Source organism: Pseudomonas sp. YNh (assembly GCF_037993085.1).
Taxonomy (GTDB): domain Bacteria; phylum Pseudomonadota; class Gammaproteobacteria; order Pseudomonadales; family Pseudomonadaceae; genus Aquipseudomonas; species Aquipseudomonas putida.
In genome coordinates, this window is record NZ_JBBMRJ010000004.1 from 166,161 (window position 1) to 186,089 (window position 19,929).

General features: G+C 55.2%; 16 protein-coding genes and 1 pseudogene. 1 reads left to right on the plus strand and 16 read right to left on the minus strand.

Annotation, left to right across the window (positions count from 1 at the left end):
• From WF331_RS05505 to WF331_RS05530, 6 genes and pseudogenes are all read right to left on the minus strand, one after another.
• Complete coding sequence (locus WF331_RS05505; RefSeq protein ID WP_049278035.1) at nt 1–1,974, minus strand: BCCT family transporter; 1,974 nt, start codon at nt 1,972–1,974, stop codon at nt 1–3.
• A 163-nt stretch (nt 1,975–2,137) separates the two neighbouring features.
• Nucleotides 2,138–2,479 (minus strand): hypothetical protein, encoded by a 342-nt coding sequence (locus WF331_RS05510; protein WP_016501559.1) that lies wholly within the window; start codon nt 2,477–2,479, stop codon nt 2,138–2,140.
• A gap of 5 nt (nt 2,480–2,484) precedes the next feature.
• Nucleotides 2,485–2,736, minus strand: a pseudogene (locus tag WF331_RS05515) (type VI secretion system tube protein Hcp); the annotation flags it as partial.
• Between the two features lie 118 nt (nt 2,737–2,854).
• Nucleotides 2,855–3,784 (minus strand): malate dehydrogenase, encoded by a 930-nt coding sequence (locus tag WF331_RS05520; protein WP_061202638.1) that lies wholly within the window; start codon nt 3,782–3,784, stop codon nt 2,855–2,857.
• Between the two features lie 147 nt (nt 3,785–3,931).
• Nucleotides 3,932–4,480, minus strand: coding sequence for a hypothetical protein (locus tag WF331_RS05525; RefSeq protein WP_340622717.1), 549 nt, complete (start codon nt 4,478–4,480; stop codon nt 3,932–3,934).
• A 46-nt stretch (nt 4,481–4,526) separates the two neighbouring features.
• On the minus strand, nt 4,527–4,895 hold the full coding sequence (locus tag WF331_RS05530) for a hypothetical protein (RefSeq protein WP_340622718.1): 369 nt from the start codon (nt 4,893–4,895) through the stop codon (nt 4,527–4,529).
• A gap of 53 nt (nt 4,896–4,948) precedes the next feature.
• On the opposite strand from WF331_RS05530, the gene WF331_RS05535 reads away from it, so the two are divergent.
• Entirely contained in the window at nt 4,949–6,103 is a 1,155-nt protein-coding gene (locus tag WF331_RS05535) for a helix-turn-helix transcriptional regulator (protein WP_340622719.1), read from the plus strand.
• 39 nt (nt 6,104–6,142) lie between these two features.
• Here WF331_RS05535 and WF331_RS05540 read toward each other — a convergent pair whose 3' ends face one another.
• The 10 genes from WF331_RS05540 to WF331_RS05585 all read right to left on the minus strand — a co-directional run bounded on the left by WF331_RS05540 (nt 6,143) and on the right by WF331_RS05585 (nt 19,454).
• Nucleotides 6,143–6,385, minus strand: a complete 243-nt coding sequence (locus WF331_RS05540) for a hypothetical protein (RefSeq protein ID WP_016501565.1) — start codon at nt 6,383–6,385, stop codon at nt 6,143–6,145.
• A 372-nt stretch (nt 6,386–6,757) separates the two neighbouring features.
• On the minus strand, nt 6,758–6,985 hold the full coding sequence (locus WF331_RS05545) for a hypothetical protein (RefSeq protein WP_049278030.1): 228 nt from the start codon (nt 6,983–6,985) through the stop codon (nt 6,758–6,760).
• Between the two features lie 521 nt (nt 6,986–7,506).
• On the minus strand, nt 7,507–7,890 hold the full coding sequence (locus tag WF331_RS05550; protein WP_340622720.1) for a hypothetical protein: 384 nt from the start codon (nt 7,888–7,890) through the stop codon (nt 7,507–7,509).
• A gap of 719 nt (nt 7,891–8,609) precedes the next feature.
• Complete coding sequence (locus tag WF331_RS05555) at nt 8,610–8,837, minus strand: hypothetical protein (protein WP_340622721.1); 228 nt, start codon at nt 8,835–8,837, stop codon at nt 8,610–8,612.
• A 617-nt stretch (nt 8,838–9,454) separates the two neighbouring features.
• Nucleotides 9,455–9,682, minus strand: coding sequence for a hypothetical protein (locus WF331_RS05560; RefSeq protein WP_019471225.1), 228 nt, complete (start codon nt 9,680–9,682; stop codon nt 9,455–9,457).
• A gap of 1,062 nt (nt 9,683–10,744) precedes the next feature.
• Nucleotides 10,745–13,264: a sigma factor-like helix-turn-helix DNA-binding protein gene (locus WF331_RS05565; protein ID WP_340622722.1), complete on the minus strand. Its 2,520-nt coding sequence runs from the start codon at nt 13,262–13,264 to the stop codon at nt 10,745–10,747.
• A 5-nt stretch (nt 13,265–13,269) separates the two neighbouring features.
• Nucleotides 13,270–15,516, minus strand: coding sequence for a DEAD/DEAH box helicase family protein (locus WF331_RS05570; protein WP_340622723.1), 2,247 nt, complete (start codon nt 15,514–15,516; stop codon nt 13,270–13,272).
• Between the two features lie 320 nt (nt 15,517–15,836).
• Complete coding sequence (locus WF331_RS05575) at nt 15,837–16,097, minus strand: hypothetical protein (protein ID WP_340622724.1); 261 nt, start codon at nt 16,095–16,097, stop codon at nt 15,837–15,839.
• A complete protein-coding gene (locus tag WF331_RS05580; RefSeq protein WP_174371221.1) occupies nt 16,094–17,074 on the minus strand; it encodes an integrase domain-containing protein in 981 nt (326 codons plus the stop codon). Before WF331_RS05580 ends, WF331_RS05575 begins: the two co-directional genes overlap by 4 nt.
• 1,057 nt (nt 17,075–18,131) lie before the next feature.
• Complete coding sequence (locus tag WF331_RS05585) at nt 18,132–19,454, minus strand: tyrosine-type recombinase/integrase (RefSeq protein WP_340622725.1); 1,323 nt, start codon at nt 19,452–19,454, stop codon at nt 18,132–18,134.
• Nucleotides 19,455–19,929: the final 475 nt, after the last annotated feature.

Sequence of the window (19,929 nt, forward strand, 5' to 3'; positions counted from 1 at the left end):
TCAACTGACCACGTGCAGGTAGTGCAGGTGGCGCTCGTACTGGTCCAGGATGTCGCCAATCACATCTTCGCGGCTCCAGCCCATCACGTCGTAGTCCTGCCCGCCCTCACGCAGATACACCTCGGCGCGGAAATACTTGCGTGCATCGTTGTTATCGTCAGATTCGCGAATGACGAAGCTTGGGGTATTGTACGCACGCGGCCGAACTTCATATTTGAAGCGGCCCTCGCCCGCGTGGGAAAGCTCGAGCGTGACCCGGCCATCGTCGCGTTCCTCAACCGTAACCTCGTAACCTTGCTTGCGCAGCTCCTGGGCCACTTCCTCGCAGGCGGGCTTGACCACATCATTGATAAAGCGAGTAACGTGGGCCCTACGCGGCATCATGGCGATGTTGCGCAGGCGCCGTTGCCAGCCACCGTGATTCTGCCGGTGCTGGCGCTGGCCAGGCAGCGATTGGGTGCGCAGGCCGCGACGTGTGGCATCCAGGCCCAGGGCCTTGAACAGGCCCCAGATCGCCACCAGCAGGATTACCGCGAATGGCAAGGCACTGGCGATGGTGGCTGCCTGCAACGCTTTCAGGCCGTTGGCCAACAGCAAGGCAATGGCAACTGCGCCCATGGTCACCGACCAGAACACCCGCTGCCACAGCGGCGAGTGACCTTTGCCCGAGGAGGCAAGCATGTCTACCACCAGTGCCCCGGAGTCGGCGGAGGTGACAAAGAACACCACCACCATCAGCACCGCCACCAACGATACCGTTGTCGACCACGGGAAGTGTTCGAGAAACGCGAATAGCGCAAGCGAACTGTCCTGATCGACCACCGCCGCCAGCTCCCTCACACCCCCGTGCAGGATCATGTGAATGGCGGTGTCCCCGAACACAGTCATCCACAGCAGGGTAAAACCGGCCGGTACGAACAACACGCCGCAGACGAATTCGCGAATGGTGCGACCACGGGAAATACGCGCGATAAACAGCCCTACGAAAGGCGACCAGGACAGCCACCAGCCCCAGTACAGCAGGGTCCAACCCCCGATCCAGTCGGTGGGTTCGTAGGCGAACAGGTTGAATGTCTTGTTGACGATATCGGACAGGTACGCGCCGGTGTTCTGAACATAGGCCTGCAGCAGGAACACGGTCGGGCCCATCACCAGCACGAACAGCATCAATATCACTGCCAGGCCAAGGTTGAGCTCGGAAAGAATGCGAATGCCTTTATCCAGCCCGCTGGCCACCGACAGCGTGGCAAGGGCACAGGTGGCGGCGATGAGAACGACTTGCACAGTAGTGCTGACTGGCAAACCGAACAGCTGGTGCAGGCCGCTGTTGATCTGCAGCACGCCGTAGCCAAGCGACGTGGCCACGCCAAATACCGTCCCGAGAATGGCAAAGATATCCACAGCATGCCCGATCGGGCCGTAGATGCGCTCGCCGATCAAAGGATACAGAGCCGAACGCAGCGTCAACGGCAGCCCGTTGCGGAAACTGAAGTAAGCCAGGATCAGCGCGACGATGGCGTAGATGGCCCAGGCATGCAGGCCCCAGTGGAAGAACGTGATGTTCATGGCTTCACGGGCTGCTGCGATGGTATTTGGCTCACCGACCGGGGGGTTGATGAAATGCATCACAGGCTCGGCTACACCGAAGAACATCAGGCCGATACCCATGCCTGCCGAGAACAGCATGGCGAACCAGCTCTTGTTGGGGTAGTCCGGTTCGCTGTGGTCCGGTCCCAGCTTGATATCGCCGTAACGGCTGACCGCCAGGAACACCACGCTGATCAGTACCAATGCCACGGTAAGGATGTAGAACCAGCTGGCGTTGGTGATGATCCATTGCTGCACGTGTTCGAACACACGCTGGGCGTGCTCCTGGAAAACAGTGGCGTACAGCACCAACAGCAGCACCAGAATGGCACTGGTAAAGAAAACGGGAGGGTTGATGGTGCTCCTGCGTTTTTGCTCTGCATTCATAGGCAGTATTGCTCCTGGTGTTCAGCGCTGCGCATCGTGAACGAGCGGTCAAGACTCGATCACCCTCGACGCGTGGTGAATGAGAGACGCCCAAACCTTACCGTCAGTTCAGGCATTTCCCAACAATAACCGCTGCGCTTTCCCGCCAGACCCGCGCTGAAAGTCAGCCCGGGTTACGTTTGAGCTCGGCAATGCGCTCCGGGCCGGTACCACAGCCGACGCGGTCGATGCCGCAGCAACCTTGGGTCGCGAGAGGTCTGCTCGTGCAAAGCTCGAGTCTGCCGGTTAGAACAACCCCCTGCGCACGAAGAGGCTCGGTATAGCCAGCACCATGGAGATCAAACCCGTACGCATAACCTTGCCCAGAAGGCCTGCATGTTGAAACGTGATTTAAAGACTCGTAGTACTCAGTGTATTTATGTGCGATGAAACACTGTACGACCATCGCCAGCATCATGGGTGCAAGAATCAGAATCGCAATTAGCCCAGGCTCAACTTCATTCACTCCGATACTTCCTTGAGATGCTGGCCCGAGCAGCTGGCTTCCAGCAGCTTGCAACTCGCGCTGTCGAGAAACTTGGTGAACGTGAAGTTGGTCAAGGTGGTACGTCCCGATGTTGCACCGCCGGACGAGCTTGCGGTAGCCGACGTGCTTTGATTGACACCGAAGTTTTAGCCGTTGATCTCGATCCAGTTGGTGTACTGCTCATCCAGCGCTTCGCCAGCGATATCGTCGATTTGGATGAAAGCGTCGAAAGCCATGCCTACCTCTCCCTGGTAATGGTGGGTCTGAACCCCAATGAACGGGTGTGACAGGTACGGAGGCAAAGTGTTCCCCCACTGCCCGAGCCGCCACACCCGATGCATGACGCTTCAAGCCCTACAACGCCTTCATCTCGGCAATATCTCGCGCCACCTGGTCTGCAGAGTGGTCGAACATCGCCTGCTCCTGCGCATCCAGCGGCAATTCGATAATCCGCGCAAGCCCCTTCTCTGCCAGTACGCAGGGCACACCCATGGCGATATCCGTTCGCCCATACTCGCCCTCAAGAATCGCCACCGCCGGCAAAATACGGTTCCGCCCATTGGCGATCGCATCGACCATCTGCGCAATGGCCACGCCCGGTGCATCGCAGGCGCTCCCCGTCTTCTTCAACCCCAGAATCTCACCGCCGCCCTTACGGGTGCGCTCGACAATCTGTTCGATCTGCTCGCTGGACAGGAAGTGCGACAGCGGCACCGAGCCGATCTGGCAGTAGCGCATCAGCGGCACCATGCTGTCGCCATGGCCGCCCAGCACCAGCGCGGTGATATCCCGGGCAGAAAACCCGGTTTGTTCGGCGATGAAACACTTCATGCGGGCGGTATCCAGCACCCCCGCCTGCCCGAACACCTTGTCCCGCCCAAGGCCGCTGACGCTCCAGGCGCGGTAGGTGAGCACGTCGACCGGGTTGGACACCACCAGCACCGTGGCTGCCGGCGCATGGTGCCTGATATCGGCCATGATGCTGTCGAGGATTGGCAGGTTGATGCTCAGTACATCCTGGCGCGACTGGCCGGGCTTGCGCGGCACGCCTGCGGTAATTACCACCAGCTCGGAGCCGTCCAGCATGTCGGCTTTGCCCCCGCCGTAAACCCGGGTATCGGAGCCTGATTCCACGGCTGCCTGCCACACGTCCAGCGCCTTGCCCTGCGCCAGCTCACCCTGCACGTCCATCAGCACCAGCTCACGGCACAACTCGTCCCGCGCGATGATCTGCGCCGCCGCCTCGCCGACCAAGCCGGCGCCCACGATTGAAAGTTTGTTCACCTGACACCTCCCAGCGGCGCGCGCCACCAGGAACACGCCTGCATATACAGAGAAGTATTGCCCGCCGAGGCGAAAAGGCCACCCAAAGGCTGATGGCCGGCAGCTGGCTGGACACTGGCCTGCCCTGCCCGGGGATCAAACGGTGTATTAACCGCGCATCTGCCAGAGGATGAAATCCACTTTCTTCAGGTCGGTCAGCTTGTTGTGCTCTGGGGTCAGTTGGTTGAACTGGTCAATCCAGCTGGCGCCCTGGCTCGATGCGAGGAAGGCCTGGTACCAGTCTTCCATCTTTGCGTAGCAGCCCTTGGCGTCCTCGATTTTTTTGCGCGAATAGTAGGCCGGCGCCTTCTGGTTGATGTTGCGCAGCACATGAATATCCCAGACCGGTTTGCCAGGGTTCAATGTCGCAACCAGCTTGCTGGAGAACGAAGGCTCGTAACGGCCGGTGGCTTCGTACATATGATCGAGCACATCGCCAAACGTAGGCTGCGCGCCCTTCATTTGCTGCATCAACTGGTAGTAGGCGCCATACCAGGAGCGTTCACGCCGCTGCACGCGGTAAAACGCGTTGTACATGCGCTGGAACACCGCGTCGGTCGAGACATCCACCGTTTCCACTTGGTCCATCAGGGCCAGGTACTTCTGGATGCCGGGCTTGGCGTTGATAATGGCAGAGGTCACATCAGTGCTGACCATAGTGTGTACTTCCTTGGTTGGCTGACAGTTGCCCGGTGACAGGCGCTTACTGGGTATCGGTTTGGCCACGTCGCGCTTGAGCGATCATGTCATCAAGTTGTTTGATCAGATCGTCTGCGTCGATCTCTTTAAACGCTCCACAGGACGCAGCAATGATGCGTTCTGCAAACTGAGGGCTGTATTCCGGCGCTGCGCTGGCAGGGTCGTTCTGATCGATGCTGGTGTACCACCATTGGCCTTCTACTTCCTGGCCGTAAAGGCGGCCCTCTTCCTGGAGTGCGAACAGGGCCATCTGAATTTCAATTCCCGCCAGATGGGCACCCTGTGGCATTAGCCGCAGGAACAGTTCCGGAGCACTGATGCCGCAGGCCGCGTGTTGAACAATCAGTGCTTTCACCTTATCGATGTCGCTCATCGCGATGCCCTCTTTATCTCTGCTGCATCCTCGACGCAGGACGCGGGAATACCGTGATCAAGGTCGTTGCCTTGCCAACGAAGAACATCTTGAACTCCAATAGGGACACTTCTTGTCCGGATTCAAAAAAAATGATCAATCTTGCCCATCGCCGTGACTATCTGCGGCAAATCCTTCGTGCAGCGGGTAAGCCTCTCTCCACCGCAGACGTGCACGCGAAGCTGGTTGCATGGGTAGGGCGCCATGGGGATGCTGCTGATGACCAACGTGATAAAACCACCATCAGGGATTTGAAGGCGCTGGAGGAGCTGAACTACGTTCAGTCGCAAACGGACCCAGAAGATAAACGAGGGTTGCTCTGGTCTGCGGTGGGCCGAAGCCACTCGCTGGTGCTCTCACCTTCAGACGCCATGTCACTCTGGGCGGTTTTCCAGCATGCCGAACGGTTCGGCCTGCAATCAGCCACCGATGAGTTGAAGGGCTTGCGCGACTATACGGAACTGGTGATGCAGGACGGCTCGGTACGCAAGCTGAACTTCACCAAGCGTATTACTTCAGGGACGCGGTTTACCCAGCTACAGCCGGGCAAGTACAAAGCCCAACACCTCAAGCAGATACAGATGGCCATCCTCGATAACGAAGCCCTTGAGGTCTGGTACCGCCCGCGTAATGCCGACGGGGTCGAGTGTGTCTACCAGCTCAAACCACTGGGCCTGTCCCACCAGGATTCCAATATCTACCTGTCTGCCTATGTCACCGAAGAGCAGTGGGTGGGTAACGCACCCGCGCCCGACGTGCCACGAGGCAAGTACAGCAGCAACGGGCCCAATACACTGTGCGCGCTGATGCTGCACAGGATTACCAAGGTAGAGCCGGGCAAGCGGATTATCGACGACCCGGAGGGTTACGACATTCACGCAGACGAAGCCCAGACAGACCTGGTGACCATCCACTCCCCTGCGCAAAAAACCCGCCTTCGGCTTAGCCAGAACCTGTACAACCGCCTTGCTGAAAACCCGCTGGATAAAAACCAGAAGCTGCTGCCGGACGGCGACAAATGGCTGCTGACCTGCAAGGTTCGCGATACCCAGGGGCTACGGTTGTTCCTGATGGCAAATGCTGCCGACATCGAGGTGCTGGAGCCGCTTGCCTTGCGGGCGCACATTCATGAAATGCTTACCCTCGCCCTGAAGACTTACGAACAGTGAACAACACGGTTCCAAAAGCACCTTCCTCGTGCCGGCAAATCAACGGACCAAGGGACGAACCACAACAAACAGTACTACCAGGCCCACAAGCCCAGAAGCAACCAGCCACCCGGTCGAGGCCATTGCCTGGAAAAACCCCGGGAAGAAAGGAACCCTCCCAAGCTTGACCAGCGCCAGGCAAAGCCATGGCATCAGGAGGATGTAAAGCAGCGGGATATAAACGATCGCCTGAAGCACTAGCGTCAATCCGCCGGCCCAGTCATTCCAGTGATGGTTGGACATGGTGATTTCCTTATCTTGAACGTGACGGGGAATCGTCCGGCTCTTGGTACCCCATACCGCCGTTAGTACACAAGGCATGACCCCCATTTACCATGCCTGTAAAAATATCCCCAACCCGCCCCAAAGTGGTCATTTCCAGGAGCGGCCTTGTGTCGCGGAAGGGCTGCAAAGCAGCCCAGGTAATCCATACCTCCGCACCGAACACCGGGTGTACGGCAGTTGCCCTGCTCAACACCTAAAACCTGGCACCATCCCTGTGGGAGCGGGCGAGCCCGCGAACACGGGCGCAGCCCGTGCCATCCACCGTGATGCCTGCTAAACGGCTAGCCGGCCGCGCACTGCGCAGGAAGCGCCGATCAGCAAAGGCCCAGCCTAATCAGCCGGGGCCTGACCACTCTGCTCCATCACCTTCCCACACTGCTCACTGGCCAATCGGCTGATAATCCGGATCGCTTGGTGAATGCCGGCAGTGTTGCGGAAGCTCAGTTGCGGGTTGTGTTCGCATTCCAGCATTTCGTCATGCTGGACCAGGGCCTCGCCTAGTAGTTCGAGGGTCCAGGCGTAGCTTTGGATGGTGGAGAGGCGCTCTTGGTCAGTCATGGCGTACCTCCGATTGGGCGGAGGCGAAGCGGGATTGGCTAACGGTGAAATAGCTGAGGGTCATCGAGGAACGACGGAGGAGAACGGATGCGAGGGTCCTGCTTGGACTTGAGGTAAGCATGCATGAGGCTCCAAGTTTTAGTTGGAGCTGCCACGATCCTTCCTACGGGATTGGGTGGCAGCTGTGTGCGGGGTAGGAATACCGGGAAACTTGGAAACCCGGCCAGGCCGAAGCCTGCCCACACACAGCCGCCATGACACAGCACGGCAGACACAAAAAAAGCGCCAGCTGTGGTGCAGGGGCGCCTAGTGCATGCGCCAAGTTTACCAACGGGTTCCTACGCCCGGTCACGGGATTTACCGTGACGCAGAGATTTAGCCTCACATTGCTTGGCCGGGCAAGTATGGAAGTTGTAGGAAACGTCTCTGAGTAATGTACGAACGGCGCCGAAGCAGCTGCTAACCAGACGTACGACTTCTGCATTTCTACTTACATGCCTGGGCTCATGACCGACCCTCGCTTAATTGATCAGAGCGTCCGCCGCTTCGATTTCAACGTAGTTTGACTCCCCACCACCCTGAGCCCCCGACAACCAACCCCATACGAAATGGAGCGTAGTACGCCCCGCATCATCGACCATGACCCTGCCACGTGACCAACCGGCGAGCATTTCGCCGTCGTTAGTGATGCAGTGGTAAAGCAGCTCGATGGTATCGGGGCCAGTTACTCGACCCACCTGATGGCCGGTCCGAATCCGGCCACCCTGGTAGGTGCTGGTGATCGCAACACCATCGACCTGGTAATGGAAAACCGTGCCAGTGCCAGACAGGCCCTGGGAATTGTTGGCGACTGCAAAACGACGATTGTGCAGCCGGTCTTTGACTTGGGCGAAAGTGCTTTCCATAGCGATGTATTCTCGATGTTGGATGGAACTGGGAGCAGCTAGCTACCGGTAAATCATCGGGGCAAGCTACGAACCACAACAAACAGTACTACCAAGCCCGCAAGCCCAGAAGCAACCAGCCGCCCGGTCGACGCCATTGACTGGAAAACCCCGGCAAGAAAGGAATCCTCCCAAGCTTGACCAGCGCCAGGCAAAGCCATGGCATCAGGAGGATGTAAAGCAGCGGGATATAAACGATTGCCTGGAGGACTAGCGTCAACCCGCCGGCCCAGTCATTCCAGTGGTGGGTGGACGTGGTGATTTCCTTTTCTTGACCGTGACGGGGAATCGTCCGCCTCTTGCTACCTCATACCCCCGGTAGTACACAAGGCATGAGTTCGATGCGGCCGGTGTGGGAGCTGGCTTGCCTGCGATGGGCTGCGCAGCAGCCCCATTCACCATTCCTGCAAAAATATCCCCAACCCGCCCCAAAGTGGTCATTTGTAGGAGCAGCCTTGTGTCGCGAAAGGGCTGCAAAGCAGCCCCAGTAATCTATACCTCCGCACCAAACACCGGGTGGACGGCAGCTGCCCTGCTCAACTCCTGAGACCTGGCACGATCCCTGTGGGAGCGGGCGAGCCCGCGAACACGGGCACAGCCCGTGCCATCCACCGTGATGCCTGCTCAACGGCTAGCCGGCGGCGCACTGCGCAGGAAGCGCCGATCAGCAAAGGCCCAGCCTAATCAGCCGGGGCCTGACCACTCTGCTCCATCACCTTCCCACACTGCTCACTGACCAATCGACTGATGATCCGGATCGCTTGGTGAATGCCGGCAGTGTTGCGGAAGCTCAGTTGCGGGTTGTGTTCGCACTCCAGCATTTCGTCATGCTGGACCAGGGCCTCGCCGAGCAGTTCTAGAGTCCAGGCGTAGCTTTGGATGGTGGAGAGGCGTTCTTGATCAGTCATGGCGTGCCTCCGATTAGGCGGAGGTGAAGCGGGATTGGCTAACGGTGAAATAGCTGAGGGTCGTCGAGGAACGACGGAGGAGAACGGATGCGAGGTTCAGTAACGGACTTACGGTGGTCATGCATGAGTTCCTTTCGTGATGGAACTGCCACCGCTCGCGGCCAAGCAAGTTAAGGTGGCAGCAGTACGCGGGTTGGCCGACCGGGACGAAAGGAGCCCGGCACACCCGAAGGTGTCCCGCGCACCACCGCCATAACACGACATCGCGGGCACAAAAAAAGCGCCTGCGATGAAGACTGGGCGCTGATGCGCCTTTCGATTCCGACCGGCCAAGGTCGCGTCGCCGATGCTTCGGCGACTGAGGGACTTTATTCCTGGGTGGCTGTTTTCGCAAGTTTTCGAGGGTACGAATGAACTGCGCGTTTCGTAGGAAATTGCTCGCCACAAGTAACGCACACACTCCAGGCCGTATGCGGTCCGTGTAGGAGCTGGCTTGCCTGCGATGGGCTGCGCAGCAGCCCCATACCCCGGCGTGGCAGGAATAACCCACCATCGGCCTTCGACAGAAGGAGCCAGCTGCAACCCCGACATCTGGCCCCACTCGTCAACGGCTTCCCCTATCCCTCCAACTCATGGCCGTTCCGCTCCATCACCTTCCCACACTGCTCACTGGCCAACCGGCTGATAATCCGAATCGCCTGATGGATACCGGCCGTGTTGCGAAAGCTCAATTGTGGATTGTGTTCGCACTCCAGCATTTCATCGTGCTGGACCAGGGCCTCGCCTAGCAATTCGAGGGTCCAGGCGTAGCTTTGAATGGTGGATAGGCGTTCTTGATCAGTCATGGCGTGCCTCCGGTTGGGCGGAGACGGAGCTGGATTTGCTGACGGTGAAGTAGCCGGGGACTGTCGAGGTACGACGGTGGAGAACGAATGCGAGGATCCTGGATGGACTTGAGATGAGCATGCATGCGGTCCTTTTCGAGTGAAGCACCACGCTAACCGTCGCCAAACGATTAGGGTGGCAGCTGTACGCAGGTTGGCGAACCGAGGAAAAGGAACTCGGCAGACCCGAAGGTCTCCCACGCACAGCCGCCATTACACGAAACTGCGGACGCAAAAAAAGCGCCTGCAATCGTGGTCGGGGGCGCCGATGCGCCTTTTCGTTCGGGTCGCCAAACCCGGTCGCGGAATTGGCCGCGACTGGAGTACGGTATCGCTGCGGGGGTTGCAATGCAAGGTTCGGGGCTATGCGAATGGCCGCTGAGTGTCGTAGGAAAAGTCAGGGAGCATGGCGTCTGATGTCACGCAGCAGGACCAAGTTCAGCAGACGGAGATCCTGATGAGAAAAAGCTGCATCAAACCTGCTGAACTGGTGCGCCGGAGACAGGAATCAAATCAGCACAAAAACTATTGAATTTAATGATTATTATTGTCAACGATGAACCTCCTTATCTCTAAAATTATCCTTAGGCTATTTTAAAGTCAGGGACCTCTGTTAACCGCCCTACCGGGATTTTAGGGCTCCGAGTCGCTCGAATTGCTCGCACTTTCAAACGGATAATATTTGAGGTTCGGTAAGAATTGCCATCTACTCGGCCAGCAGCAGCAATGTTAATTCGCCACATGTAGGTAGGGGGCGGATATCGAAGTGATACAGGAGCGGACCGTCGCCCCTATAATAAAGCGACATAAATATGCTGAAAAAAGTTAGGTGTCGCACTCCGCAAAGGACCGCAATAGATAGAAAGCAGTCCTTCGCGAAAGGCCGCTGCCGGCCTGGAGCAGTTAAACATCAATACTATTATGAAAAATAAGCAATCAAGGCTTACTCCACTTTGTGAGTCGCGAATCGGGTCACTGAAGCCGTCTTATGGCGCATAAGAATGCTGGCTTACCCTAAAGGCTTCAGTCAATCTCTAACTCGACATCTATTTCATCGTCCAAATCACTTGCACATACACCACTGGAGATCCTAGAATTTGCGGCCTTCCAGTTGTAGATAGATACTCTGGCCGCGTCCTCGGTGATCGCAATATGCTGACGTAGCGATTGATAATTCTGCTCGGCGCTATGTTCCGCCTTACAAAACGTATCAATGGCATCGGTTAAATTTGCAAAAGATATTGGCCGCAAAGCAAACAGACTGTAGCGGCGCTGCCAATAGCCGAGCTGGGCGAAATATCGAGCAAGAGAGCTGTAGAAGTATTTTGAGTAGGACTCACCATTCAGGGCATTCAGCTCATATTGAATTACTGATGGGTCCACAGGTTGATCGTGCCGCCTTAAAACCGTCTCTATGTTACCGCGAATAGATTCCAAGTCGACATTCTCATAAGCACGCTCCGAAGTAGTATAAAGCATTCGATCCACCTGCACTACTTGATTGCTCACCATCAACTCATTGAGATAAATCGTTGCATGTTTTGAACTACGGCTTTTCAGAAGTTGCGCCACTTCATTTTTAGTCAAAGGTCCTGAGCTTTTCCGCATTGCCTCCAAAATCACACTTTTTTGCGAAAATAAATCAAACTCAGCATTTAGACTGACTGAATCGGTTTGTGACTTACCATTAAAATAAATACCGTGATCCTTTCCGCGCATTTTCACTACATAACGAAGTATGTAATAGTCATGCCTGCGCAGCTCCGGCAAGCCTGCATGAACTTCGCTTAGATGTGCAACCTCTCTTGCAGAATTAGCGAAGTATATATGCAGGGCATCGAAAATTTCGGAATCATCGAAACTGCAAAAATCAACGAAGCGAGTGTGCCGGTATATGCCTTTTCCAGCGACGTACATAAGTTCAGAATCCTGCAATGCATTACCACCGGCCTGTTCTGAAAACGGACTGCTGGAAATGCCAAGCCGGTTTGCGTGGCGGACAATATCTAGCCACGGCAGGCCATTTGGATGCGTACTAAGCACGGCCGCAGCTGCCTCGCGCTTTCCTAGTTTCAGCGGCACTACATGGTCGCCGTCAAATGTAACTTTGCCCTGTTCATGAAGGAATTGCAGGGCATTGACTGAACCCTTTTCATCCAAGGCTAACTCTTGCTGTAAGTATTTAAGAACTAGCGCATGATCAATAGCTGCGCCGTGCATAGCGAAAAAGTCATCTAGAATTGCTAGTGAGACGTCGGGTGTCTCCCTTGCAGATGCTATATGGCCGTGACTTACAAATTCTAAAAAGTCATGAAAGTGATTCGACTCTGCAAAGCATCCTGATAGATCTGCCATTTCCAAGCGGAGCTCGTGTAAAGGCAGGCTTGTGGCGGCGCACCAAATGTCGGCAGAATTTAGAGCTAGGTAATTGTTGAGCCGCTCGTTAATCTTACTCTCCAGTTGGCGAATTCGCTCTCGGGAGACCGCATATTTTTGCCCGATCTCTGAAAGCGTAAGACGTTCGTCAACAAATCCCCACCGATGCTGAAAAATCAACTGACTTTTCTCATCAAGGGCCGCCAAGAAAGAGTCTGTTTGGACTAGCAGAAAATCACCCAATTCCGCCACCGAATCAAAGGATTGGGCCGTAGCGAATATCAAAGAAGATGAGGTCGCATGATAGTCGGAGCTGCCTGCGGCAATCTGTTGCAGCTGAGAGACGAGGCGTTCTCGTACTTGCAATAGTTGACTTCGAGTGCGGCCTGAAACTGAACTCTTCCCTCCTTGCTCCAAAGAGTCAAAGCTCAAAATACCGCGAATATCAGCGCGACCTACGACCCGCTCAAGTTTAGCAATCGCTTTAAGCTCGGCAGCGTCTAATTGCGTCAGGTTGAGTCGCATATCATCTTTAACGAGATCAAGCGGCTCAACAGTTTCTGATATATCTTTAGATTCAGGTAGAAACTCAATCGCCTGAGTGTACAGATCCTTAAGCTCTTGCCAGGCCTCCCTGTAGGATTTACCGACACCATCTAACTTGAGCAGGCTTTCAACTGGAAGGTTCAGAATATCTTCGAGCCTTTCGATCGTCACCTCTACTCCAGCGCTTCTATTCGCGCTACGACACAATCGGGCTATCAATTTATCGAAGCGACCACCGAGGCGTACATCAACAACAAGAGTTCGAGGATGGGGGAGACAATGCGGAACATCAGCAGTTGAAAACTGCTCCTCTTCCTCATCTATTTGAGAGCTCAATAATTGATCACTTGGCGCGAGGTCTTGGTGATCATTTACAGCACTGAGCGCATCCAGTTCCATCTGCGGCATAGGTGGTTGCTCGATATCAGCGGATACCTGCCAAAGAGATAGCAGCTCCCAGAAAGCTGGAAGCGCGCGCAAGCTCAGGAAGTTGTCAACATCCAACTTGGCAATCAGGATATCTAGCCGACCCGATGTTTCAGTTGCAGAGAGCAGCCCTGCTGCGATCATCTGCCCTCTCAGGGAACGAGCAGCGGTAATCATTTTAGACGAATCGTGCATTATTACTAACCTCTTAACCGCACCAAAAAAATAGACGTGGAGCGAAACACAGCAGTTATTTGATCTACTTGCGATTTCGGCAATGCCAGCAGGTCAGCGCGACTGCTGACAACACCACGATACTTTTCAAGCAAGTCAAGCTGCGCCTGAGCTTTATTCAGATCTGATGCTGAGGCAGTCTGAACCACTTCGTCTATCCTCTCTGCAACCTCCTCTCCGGCAGAAGTCGCTAGCTCATCCTGAGTAATTCCGTTAACCAACGGTATTAGTGTTAACCTGCCGATTAAATGAGCCATTTCCGTTGAGGTAAACCATGGCAACGTCTTGTACTGAAACTCCAGTGACAGGGCCTTGGGGCTTGGCACGACACCGTGTTTTTTGTAATAGGCAGCGTAAGCTTCAGCCACTTCATCACTGATTTCGGCTATATGAATGTCCGAGCCGAACACTGCTCGGAGATAGCCTTGGTAAGAATCGAAATGTGTAGCTACCTGGTCCACAGAAATGTCCTCTAGGCTGCTTTCCAGTGCGTCTATTGACGGTATGTTACCGGTTGATTGATGATAATTTCTAAACTGCTCAACCATTTCCTCACGGCTATTCAGTCGATACTTCAGACGCTCGATCAAATCCAGTACACGTGCAGCCGACTGGCTGTAATTAACTTCAATCGTATCATCATGCAGATCGTGTTGATCTTCGCTAGCTTCGTCTAGATCACCTTCAATCACCTTACGTTTCGGTTTGCTGCGCACAGCCTTGACCAACTGTTGAACATCTTTTAGACGATCCAACGACCCCACGAAATCGAGCACATGAACACATTCCTTGTTACTCGTTTTACGTAGACCACGGCCTAACTGTTGCAGCCATACTGTTTTAGACCCCGTATAACGCATAAATACGAGCAAATTGGTTTCGGGGATATCGATACCTTCATTGAATAGATCGCACACTAATATGTACTTAAGGTCGCCCTCGCGAAACTGTCGGATATTTTCCCGTCGCTCATTGTCCTGCATGCGCGAGTGTACGCTGGTCGCAGTCCCCGGCTCGAAAAATCCTAAAAGATGCCTAAGATGCCGAATATTGCGGCAAAATACGATACCTTTTACGTTATTCAAGTGTTTCTGCTTGACCGTAGCCTCGATTAGGCGCACAACTTCTTGATCTTTTTTGTGCAGGAAAAGTCGCTTATCTAGGTCCGAAATCGAGAGGCCACTCTCGAGTTTATCAATGCGATCCTGATCAATATCATCGAGTAAAACTAAATATTTAGGGAACGCCAATTTCTTATGCTGCAGCCCCCAAATCAGGTCATAACGCCCTATATGGCCATCCACACCACCAAAAAAATCGCTGACGCTTTTGTTATCAGTGCGCCAGGGTGTTGCTGTTAGCCCAATAAGCAAGCGCGGCTTGAAGTGCTTTACAACGCTCGCATAGGTCCTAGCAGGCGTGTGATGCGCTTCATCTACAATCACATAATCAAAGCTATTCTCCGCCAGTTCGGCCTGCTGGCCATAAAGGGTATCAAAACTGGCGAAAACCAAATCAGTATTCTCGGGTTTAGAACCCGCGAAGCACGCAGAAAAACTATAACGCCCCAAACCAAGTACGTTCTTAAAAGCGGTCACTGACTGAAGCAGAATCTCGATCTGGTGGGCAATAAACAGCACGCGCTGTCGACCCTCAGCGCGCTCTAGCAATTGCTTGATCAGCAGTGCAACGGTGTAGGTTTTGCCTAGACCAGTAGCCATCTCGATCAGCAGTTTTCGTTTACCACTATCGAAGGCCTCAATTGCCTGCTGAATGACATCTACTTGATACTCACGTGGCTTAATCCTTCGCCCGATCTCGGAACCCCGTAATACAAACAAATTCTTCAGTGCGTCTCGATCAATCAGTTCCACGCCAAGGCGTAAAGCCCGTATTTTCACCTCGGAGGTAAAGTACGAGTTGGTGACCAAAATCATCTGCTTTACATCTGCTAGCTGAGCACCGGTAACCAGTTGGTTAAGGGAAACGACGTCCACTGTTGTTTTTAATTCGCGCTGTTTTACCTCAACGGCGAACTTGCGCCCGTCACGGTAGGCAAAAATGTCCACTCCACCGTCACCATAGCGATACTCACTGCCAACCTCTGTAACCACTGCGTCTTGCCAGCCAGAGGAAAGCAGAAGATCCTTCACAAAGTGCTCGAAATCTTTATGGCTCAGGTCATCGACCAACCTAAAATCTGCAACCTGCATTTTTTCCCCTAGCTATCCGTGTCGTTACTTGATTCGTACAATGCCCCAGCATGTCGGAGTAGATTATTCGGTCTTTGGGTGAATAGGACAGAAAAATTTTAGATCTCAGCCGTTTGGGCTGTAGCCGGATTTTCAGCTGCCCCCAGCGAGGGGGCTTGTAGTGGGCTTATACCTTGGTAGGGGCGGCTGGGGTCTAGATTAGAGAGAGGCATAAGTGTCTGCGTTGGGCCGTTAGCTGTCACCTACAAACGGCAGCTTTTGGGTTGAGTGCTGCAGAGTAGTGACTATCAATATCAGATTTTTGCTCGGCATTTGAAGACCTATGGCTTTTCTAAACGGCGAGCAAGCAACCGTTCGGTCAGCAGGTAGTAAAACCTAGTCGCCGCGCATCGCCCAGCTAGTCGGTGTTCAAGAAACCAAGTCACATGTTTTCTCTGCCAAGCCCAAGGCGTTTTCAGCTGCCAGCGTTCCGTTATCTCAGCTTGGGTGAGCTTCGCTTGCCGTATATGGCGCTGCCGCGTTGCGCGCGACCCCGTCAGCACCGCGGCCAAGAAGAGCTCCATGTCGAATGGCTTACTCATGCGCGCCCCCCAATGTAAGCCGCGACCACGTCGATCCGGCCGTGCCCCAACTCATAGCTGATTTGCCTCCGAGCCTCACGATCAAGGTTCCTATCTACCTCGCAACTGTTTCCGCCATTGATAGGCGCGTGGTGTTGGGTGATTTGCTCATAACGCTCAATCGCGTACGCCGCTCGTAGCTCGTAGATGCCGTTAAGGTTGTGGGCATGCAGGATGTCCCGTGCAGCCCGGATGATCTGTCGCAGAAGATTCAGATAGCTTTCGTATGGTGCAATCAGGTTGCGGCTACCCGCAGGTGACACCTGCCTTGAAAACCTAAGTGCAACTCGGACATGGTTGTCCACCGCAATCCAGCGTGGCGCCGATGCCCCGGCGCGGCCGCCTTTGGTGCCATCCTGAATGTTGATCTTGCCGAAGTCGTTCGCCTCACGGCTTAGCCGTGGCAGGTCAGCCAATATGGCCTCACGCAAGCGCATGCCGGTGGATCTCGCTAGCATATCTATCGCTGCGACTCGTAGTTGATCACGGCTACAAAGCGCATCGACGATCTGCCTAACTTGATCGCGGTCTTGGCCCTTGGGCACTGAGTGGCGAACCCCTGTGCGCTGCATACCCAACGCCTTGCTCGGGCTGGACAATTTCACGCACTGATCACCGCGAAGCGCCGCCATGGTCCTGTTAACGCTGGATAGCCTATTCTGCGCGGTGCTGATGGCGAGGTCACCGCGTCCAACAAGGTCGCGCAGGTACGCCGCATACTCGGCCAACAGTTTCCGATCAATCTGCCGCGCATCATTGATACCGGGCCCCTGGTCGGATCGGCACCATTTGACGAATGCTTGCCATCGATCACGGTGCGCTTTGACCGTGCCGTAATGACCGCCGCCGAACATGTCTTTCAGCGCCTGCGGCCCTGCATAGCTCAATTGCCTGCCGTAGCCGAAATTGCGGCCATCGCGTCTACCCACCAATGCCATGTCAGTCACCTCATCATCCGCTCTCCGATCCTCGCCCCACGTCATCCCGCCAAGAATGCTGAGTGTTATCAGGGATCAAGGCCCCTGCGACCTGTGGGGAATGTCCACTACGCGGGACTGGCGGCTCCTTACGTCCCAGGCTGTGTGAAAACCTCCCGACCGATGTGGCTGTTCAAAAAACATCCTAAAAATCGCGCGTCTACGCAAAATCTGGGTCTGCTGAGCCGCCATCTCTTTTCAGATTTCACGTACGAGCGCGATCATCGAAAAGCAGCGGGGGTTTTCACACAGCCTGGTCCGGGAGCAAGGGCATCTCATGATCTGGCCTCCTGAGCACCGTTACCGGTGGGCGGGTGGAGGCTGCATTGGCTGACGAGACCAGTGCCGCGAGATCCTGAGCCATGTGCAAGCAGCAATGCGATGACCGGGGCATGCCTGACTGTCAGTCAGGTACAGTCCATTCCCTAGTCTGCGGCACCATCATCTACAAGGCTGTTGCTGGTGACATCGGCGTTTGTCACGCCGACTGTCACGAGGGGAAATGCCGCATAGCCACGTGCGATCAGGGCTGCAGCAGTGGTAGAAGTGCCCGTCTCTTTTCAGGAAAAGAGACGGGCACCAGTTGGCGCAATATTCCGCCAATCGGAGAGGTTGCTGCAGGCAGCGAGGTACGGTGTATCTGGCGCACGAGCGCCATATGTGTAAGAGCATCCATCACATGGGTAGTGACCGGGCGAGCTGCCGGATGCGAATCGCCCTTGGGGAGAACCACCGCGGGAGCGGCGTGACCTTGAAGGCTCGGGTCACCTGGGGTGCTGTCAACGACAGCCTTTGCACTGTCTTTTCTACGCCCGCAATTCGAGAAGTTCAAGCGACACGCCCGCTGGATTTTGTGGTTGAAAATGGTATTGGGCGTGTACGGAATCCCGTGGTTTCCAGTGGCCGATTTGGTGCTTTTGATTTTTTAGGTGAGGTCCATCCAAACAGTGCGGCTTTGCAGCCCTGTTTGGATGGACCCGCATGGAAAGCAGATCATCGAAATTTCAAAGCCGTGCGCTCACCCGACTGCGCCACGCCTTGCTCTTAGGCTAGAAACGTTTGCCCCGGTCTGATTCGCGAACTCATGCGGCGAGATATGCTCCTGCCGGTTCGCTTCGAGGTAACGACTCCACCAACTCATGATCAATCGCCGTTCCTCCAGGAACTCGGCCTTGTGGATATACGCCGCCCGAACGTTATTGCGCTCCCTGTGGCTCATCTGCCGCTCAATAGCCGTCTCTGACCACAGCCCGGATTCGACCAAGGCACTGCACGCCATGGATCGAAAGCCATGCCCGCAGATTTCGGTCTTGGTGCCATAGCCCATGTTCCGCAAAGCGCTATTGACCGTGTTCTCGGACATAGGCTTCCACGAGCGAGCGTCACTGGTGAACACCAGATCGAAGTACCCCGTGATCGCATGAATCTGTTCGAGCAACGCCACCGCTTGCGGTGACAGAGGGACAAGATGGATGTCACCTGCCATCTTCGTCCCCCTTGTCGAATACGGGACGCCGTCCAACGCGGGCCGCGTGTCAGGTATCTCCCAGATACCGCGCTTCAGGTCGAATTCACTCCAGCGTGCGAAGCGCAACTCGCTGGAGCGTACGAACACATGCAGCGACAACATGACTGTCAGCCGAGTGAGCGTGCGCCCCTTGTAGTTCTCGATGCGGTCCATCAACTCAGGCAGACGAGATAGCGGGAGTGCAGGTCGGTGCGTAACCCGTGGCGCGCTGATGAAGCCCTCAAGGTCATATGCCGGGTTCACCGTGATCAGCCGCAGCCGCTTCGCCTCACGCATGATGCTCTGCAGGTAGTTTTGTACCCTCAAAGCCACATCAATCGTGCCGCGCTTCTTTATCGCCTCAAGCGGCTGCATGAGGTCGAAGGTATCCAGATCAACGACGGCTCGTGCCCCTAGCAGCGGAAATACGTGAGTTTTCAAACGACTCAGCACAGTCCTCGAATGGCCAGGCGCCCACTTCACGGACATTTCCTTATGCCAGTCCAAGGCAACGCGTTCGAATGTGTGGCCTCTGACAACCGCCTCGGCCTTGGCCTGCTGCTTGGACGCAATCGGATCAGTGCCTTCAGCCAGCATCCGCTTGGTCTCCAGACGCTTCTGCCGAGCATCTGCAAGACCGATGACGGGATAGTTGCCAAACGAGGTTAGCCCCTCTCGCCCATCCGGTTTCACATACCGGAAGCGCCAGCCTTTGCGGCCATTGGTGTAAACGAGGAGGTAAAGACCGTCACCGTCAAAAAGCTTGTATGGGCGGTCAGTAGGTTTGGCCGAACGGCATGCGGTGTCGGTCAGGGGAGCAGTAGTACGAGCCATAAGGGTAAACCCCTTTATCGAATCGACTTTATCCCAAACGTTATCCCTAAATCGGCTGGCAGCTGTCGGATTCCGACGGAACGCCATAACGAAAAAACCCGCCAGAAGGCGGGTTTTACGGGGGTTCCAGAGATTTTGGTAGCCTTCGCTGGAACCTGAACTGGTGCGGAGACAGGAATCGAATCCGGACGATACAGACCCCATAAACAAAGGCTATGATGCGTTCCGAATTCCATCAAGGTACTCAATTAGGTACTCATACCCTCGAGACAAACTGTTTACCCGGCAAATCCAACATGAACTGTGTGACGGCCAAATAATATCTATGGGCCACCCGCCCACCCTGGCGCTTTGCCATCCTCTACCTATAATCGATGCGCACCCCAGCGACTAACCACACCGCTGCGACCTACAGATTGTGATTCGAAGATCCACTGGCTCAGTGGAGCCTCGGGTTCACATCAATGCCTGAGGC

Bases quoted from the DNA above. Each gene is read 5' to 3' on its own strand.
- WF331_RS05580 (WP_174371221.1), bottom strand. From the start codon at position 17,074: ATGGCATTGGTGGGTAGACGCGATGGCCGCAATTTCGGCTACGGCAGG.
- WF331_RS05545 (WP_049278030.1), bottom strand. From the start codon at position 6,985: ATGACTGACCAAGAGCGCCTCTCCACCATCCAAAGCTACGCCTGGACC.
- WF331_RS05560 (WP_019471225.1), bottom strand. From the start codon at position 9,682: ATGACTGATCAAGAACGCCTATCCACCATTCAAAGCTACGCCTGGACC.
- WF331_RS05565 (WP_340622722.1), bottom strand. From the start codon at position 13,264: ATGCACGATTCGTCTAAAATGATTACCGCTGCTCGTTCCCTGAGAGGG.
- WF331_RS05530 (WP_340622718.1), bottom strand. From the start codon at position 4,895: ATGAGCGACATCGATAAGGTGAAAGCACTGATTGTTCAACACGCGGCC.
- WF331_RS05505 (WP_049278035.1), bottom strand. From the start codon at position 1,974: ATGAATGCAGAGCAAAAACGCAGGAGCACCATCAACCCTCCCGTTTTC.
- WF331_RS05555 (WP_340622721.1), bottom strand. From the start codon at position 8,837: ATGACTGATCAAGAACGCCTCTCCACCATCCAAAGCTACGCCTGGACT.
- WF331_RS05540 (WP_016501565.1), bottom strand. From the start codon at position 6,385: ATGTCCAACCATCACTGGAATGACTGGGCCGGCGGATTGACGCTAGTG.
- WF331_RS05570 (WP_340622723.1), bottom strand. From the start codon at position 15,516: ATGCAGGTTGCAGATTTTAGGTTGGTCGATGACCTGAGCCATAAAGAT.
- WF331_RS05575 (WP_340622724.1), bottom strand. From the start codon at position 16,097: ATGAGTAAGCCATTCGACATGGAGCTCTTCTTGGCCGCGGTGCTGACG.
- WF331_RS05585 (WP_340622725.1), bottom strand. From the start codon at position 19,454: ATGGCTCGTACTACTGCTCCCCTGACCGACACCGCATGCCGTTCGGCC.
- WF331_RS05525 (WP_340622717.1), bottom strand. From the start codon at position 4,480: ATGGTCAGCACTGATGTGACCTCTGCCATTATCAACGCCAAGCCCGGC.
- WF331_RS05550 (WP_340622720.1), bottom strand. From the start codon at position 7,890: ATGGAAAGCACTTTCGCCCAAGTCAAAGACCGGCTGCACAATCGTCGT.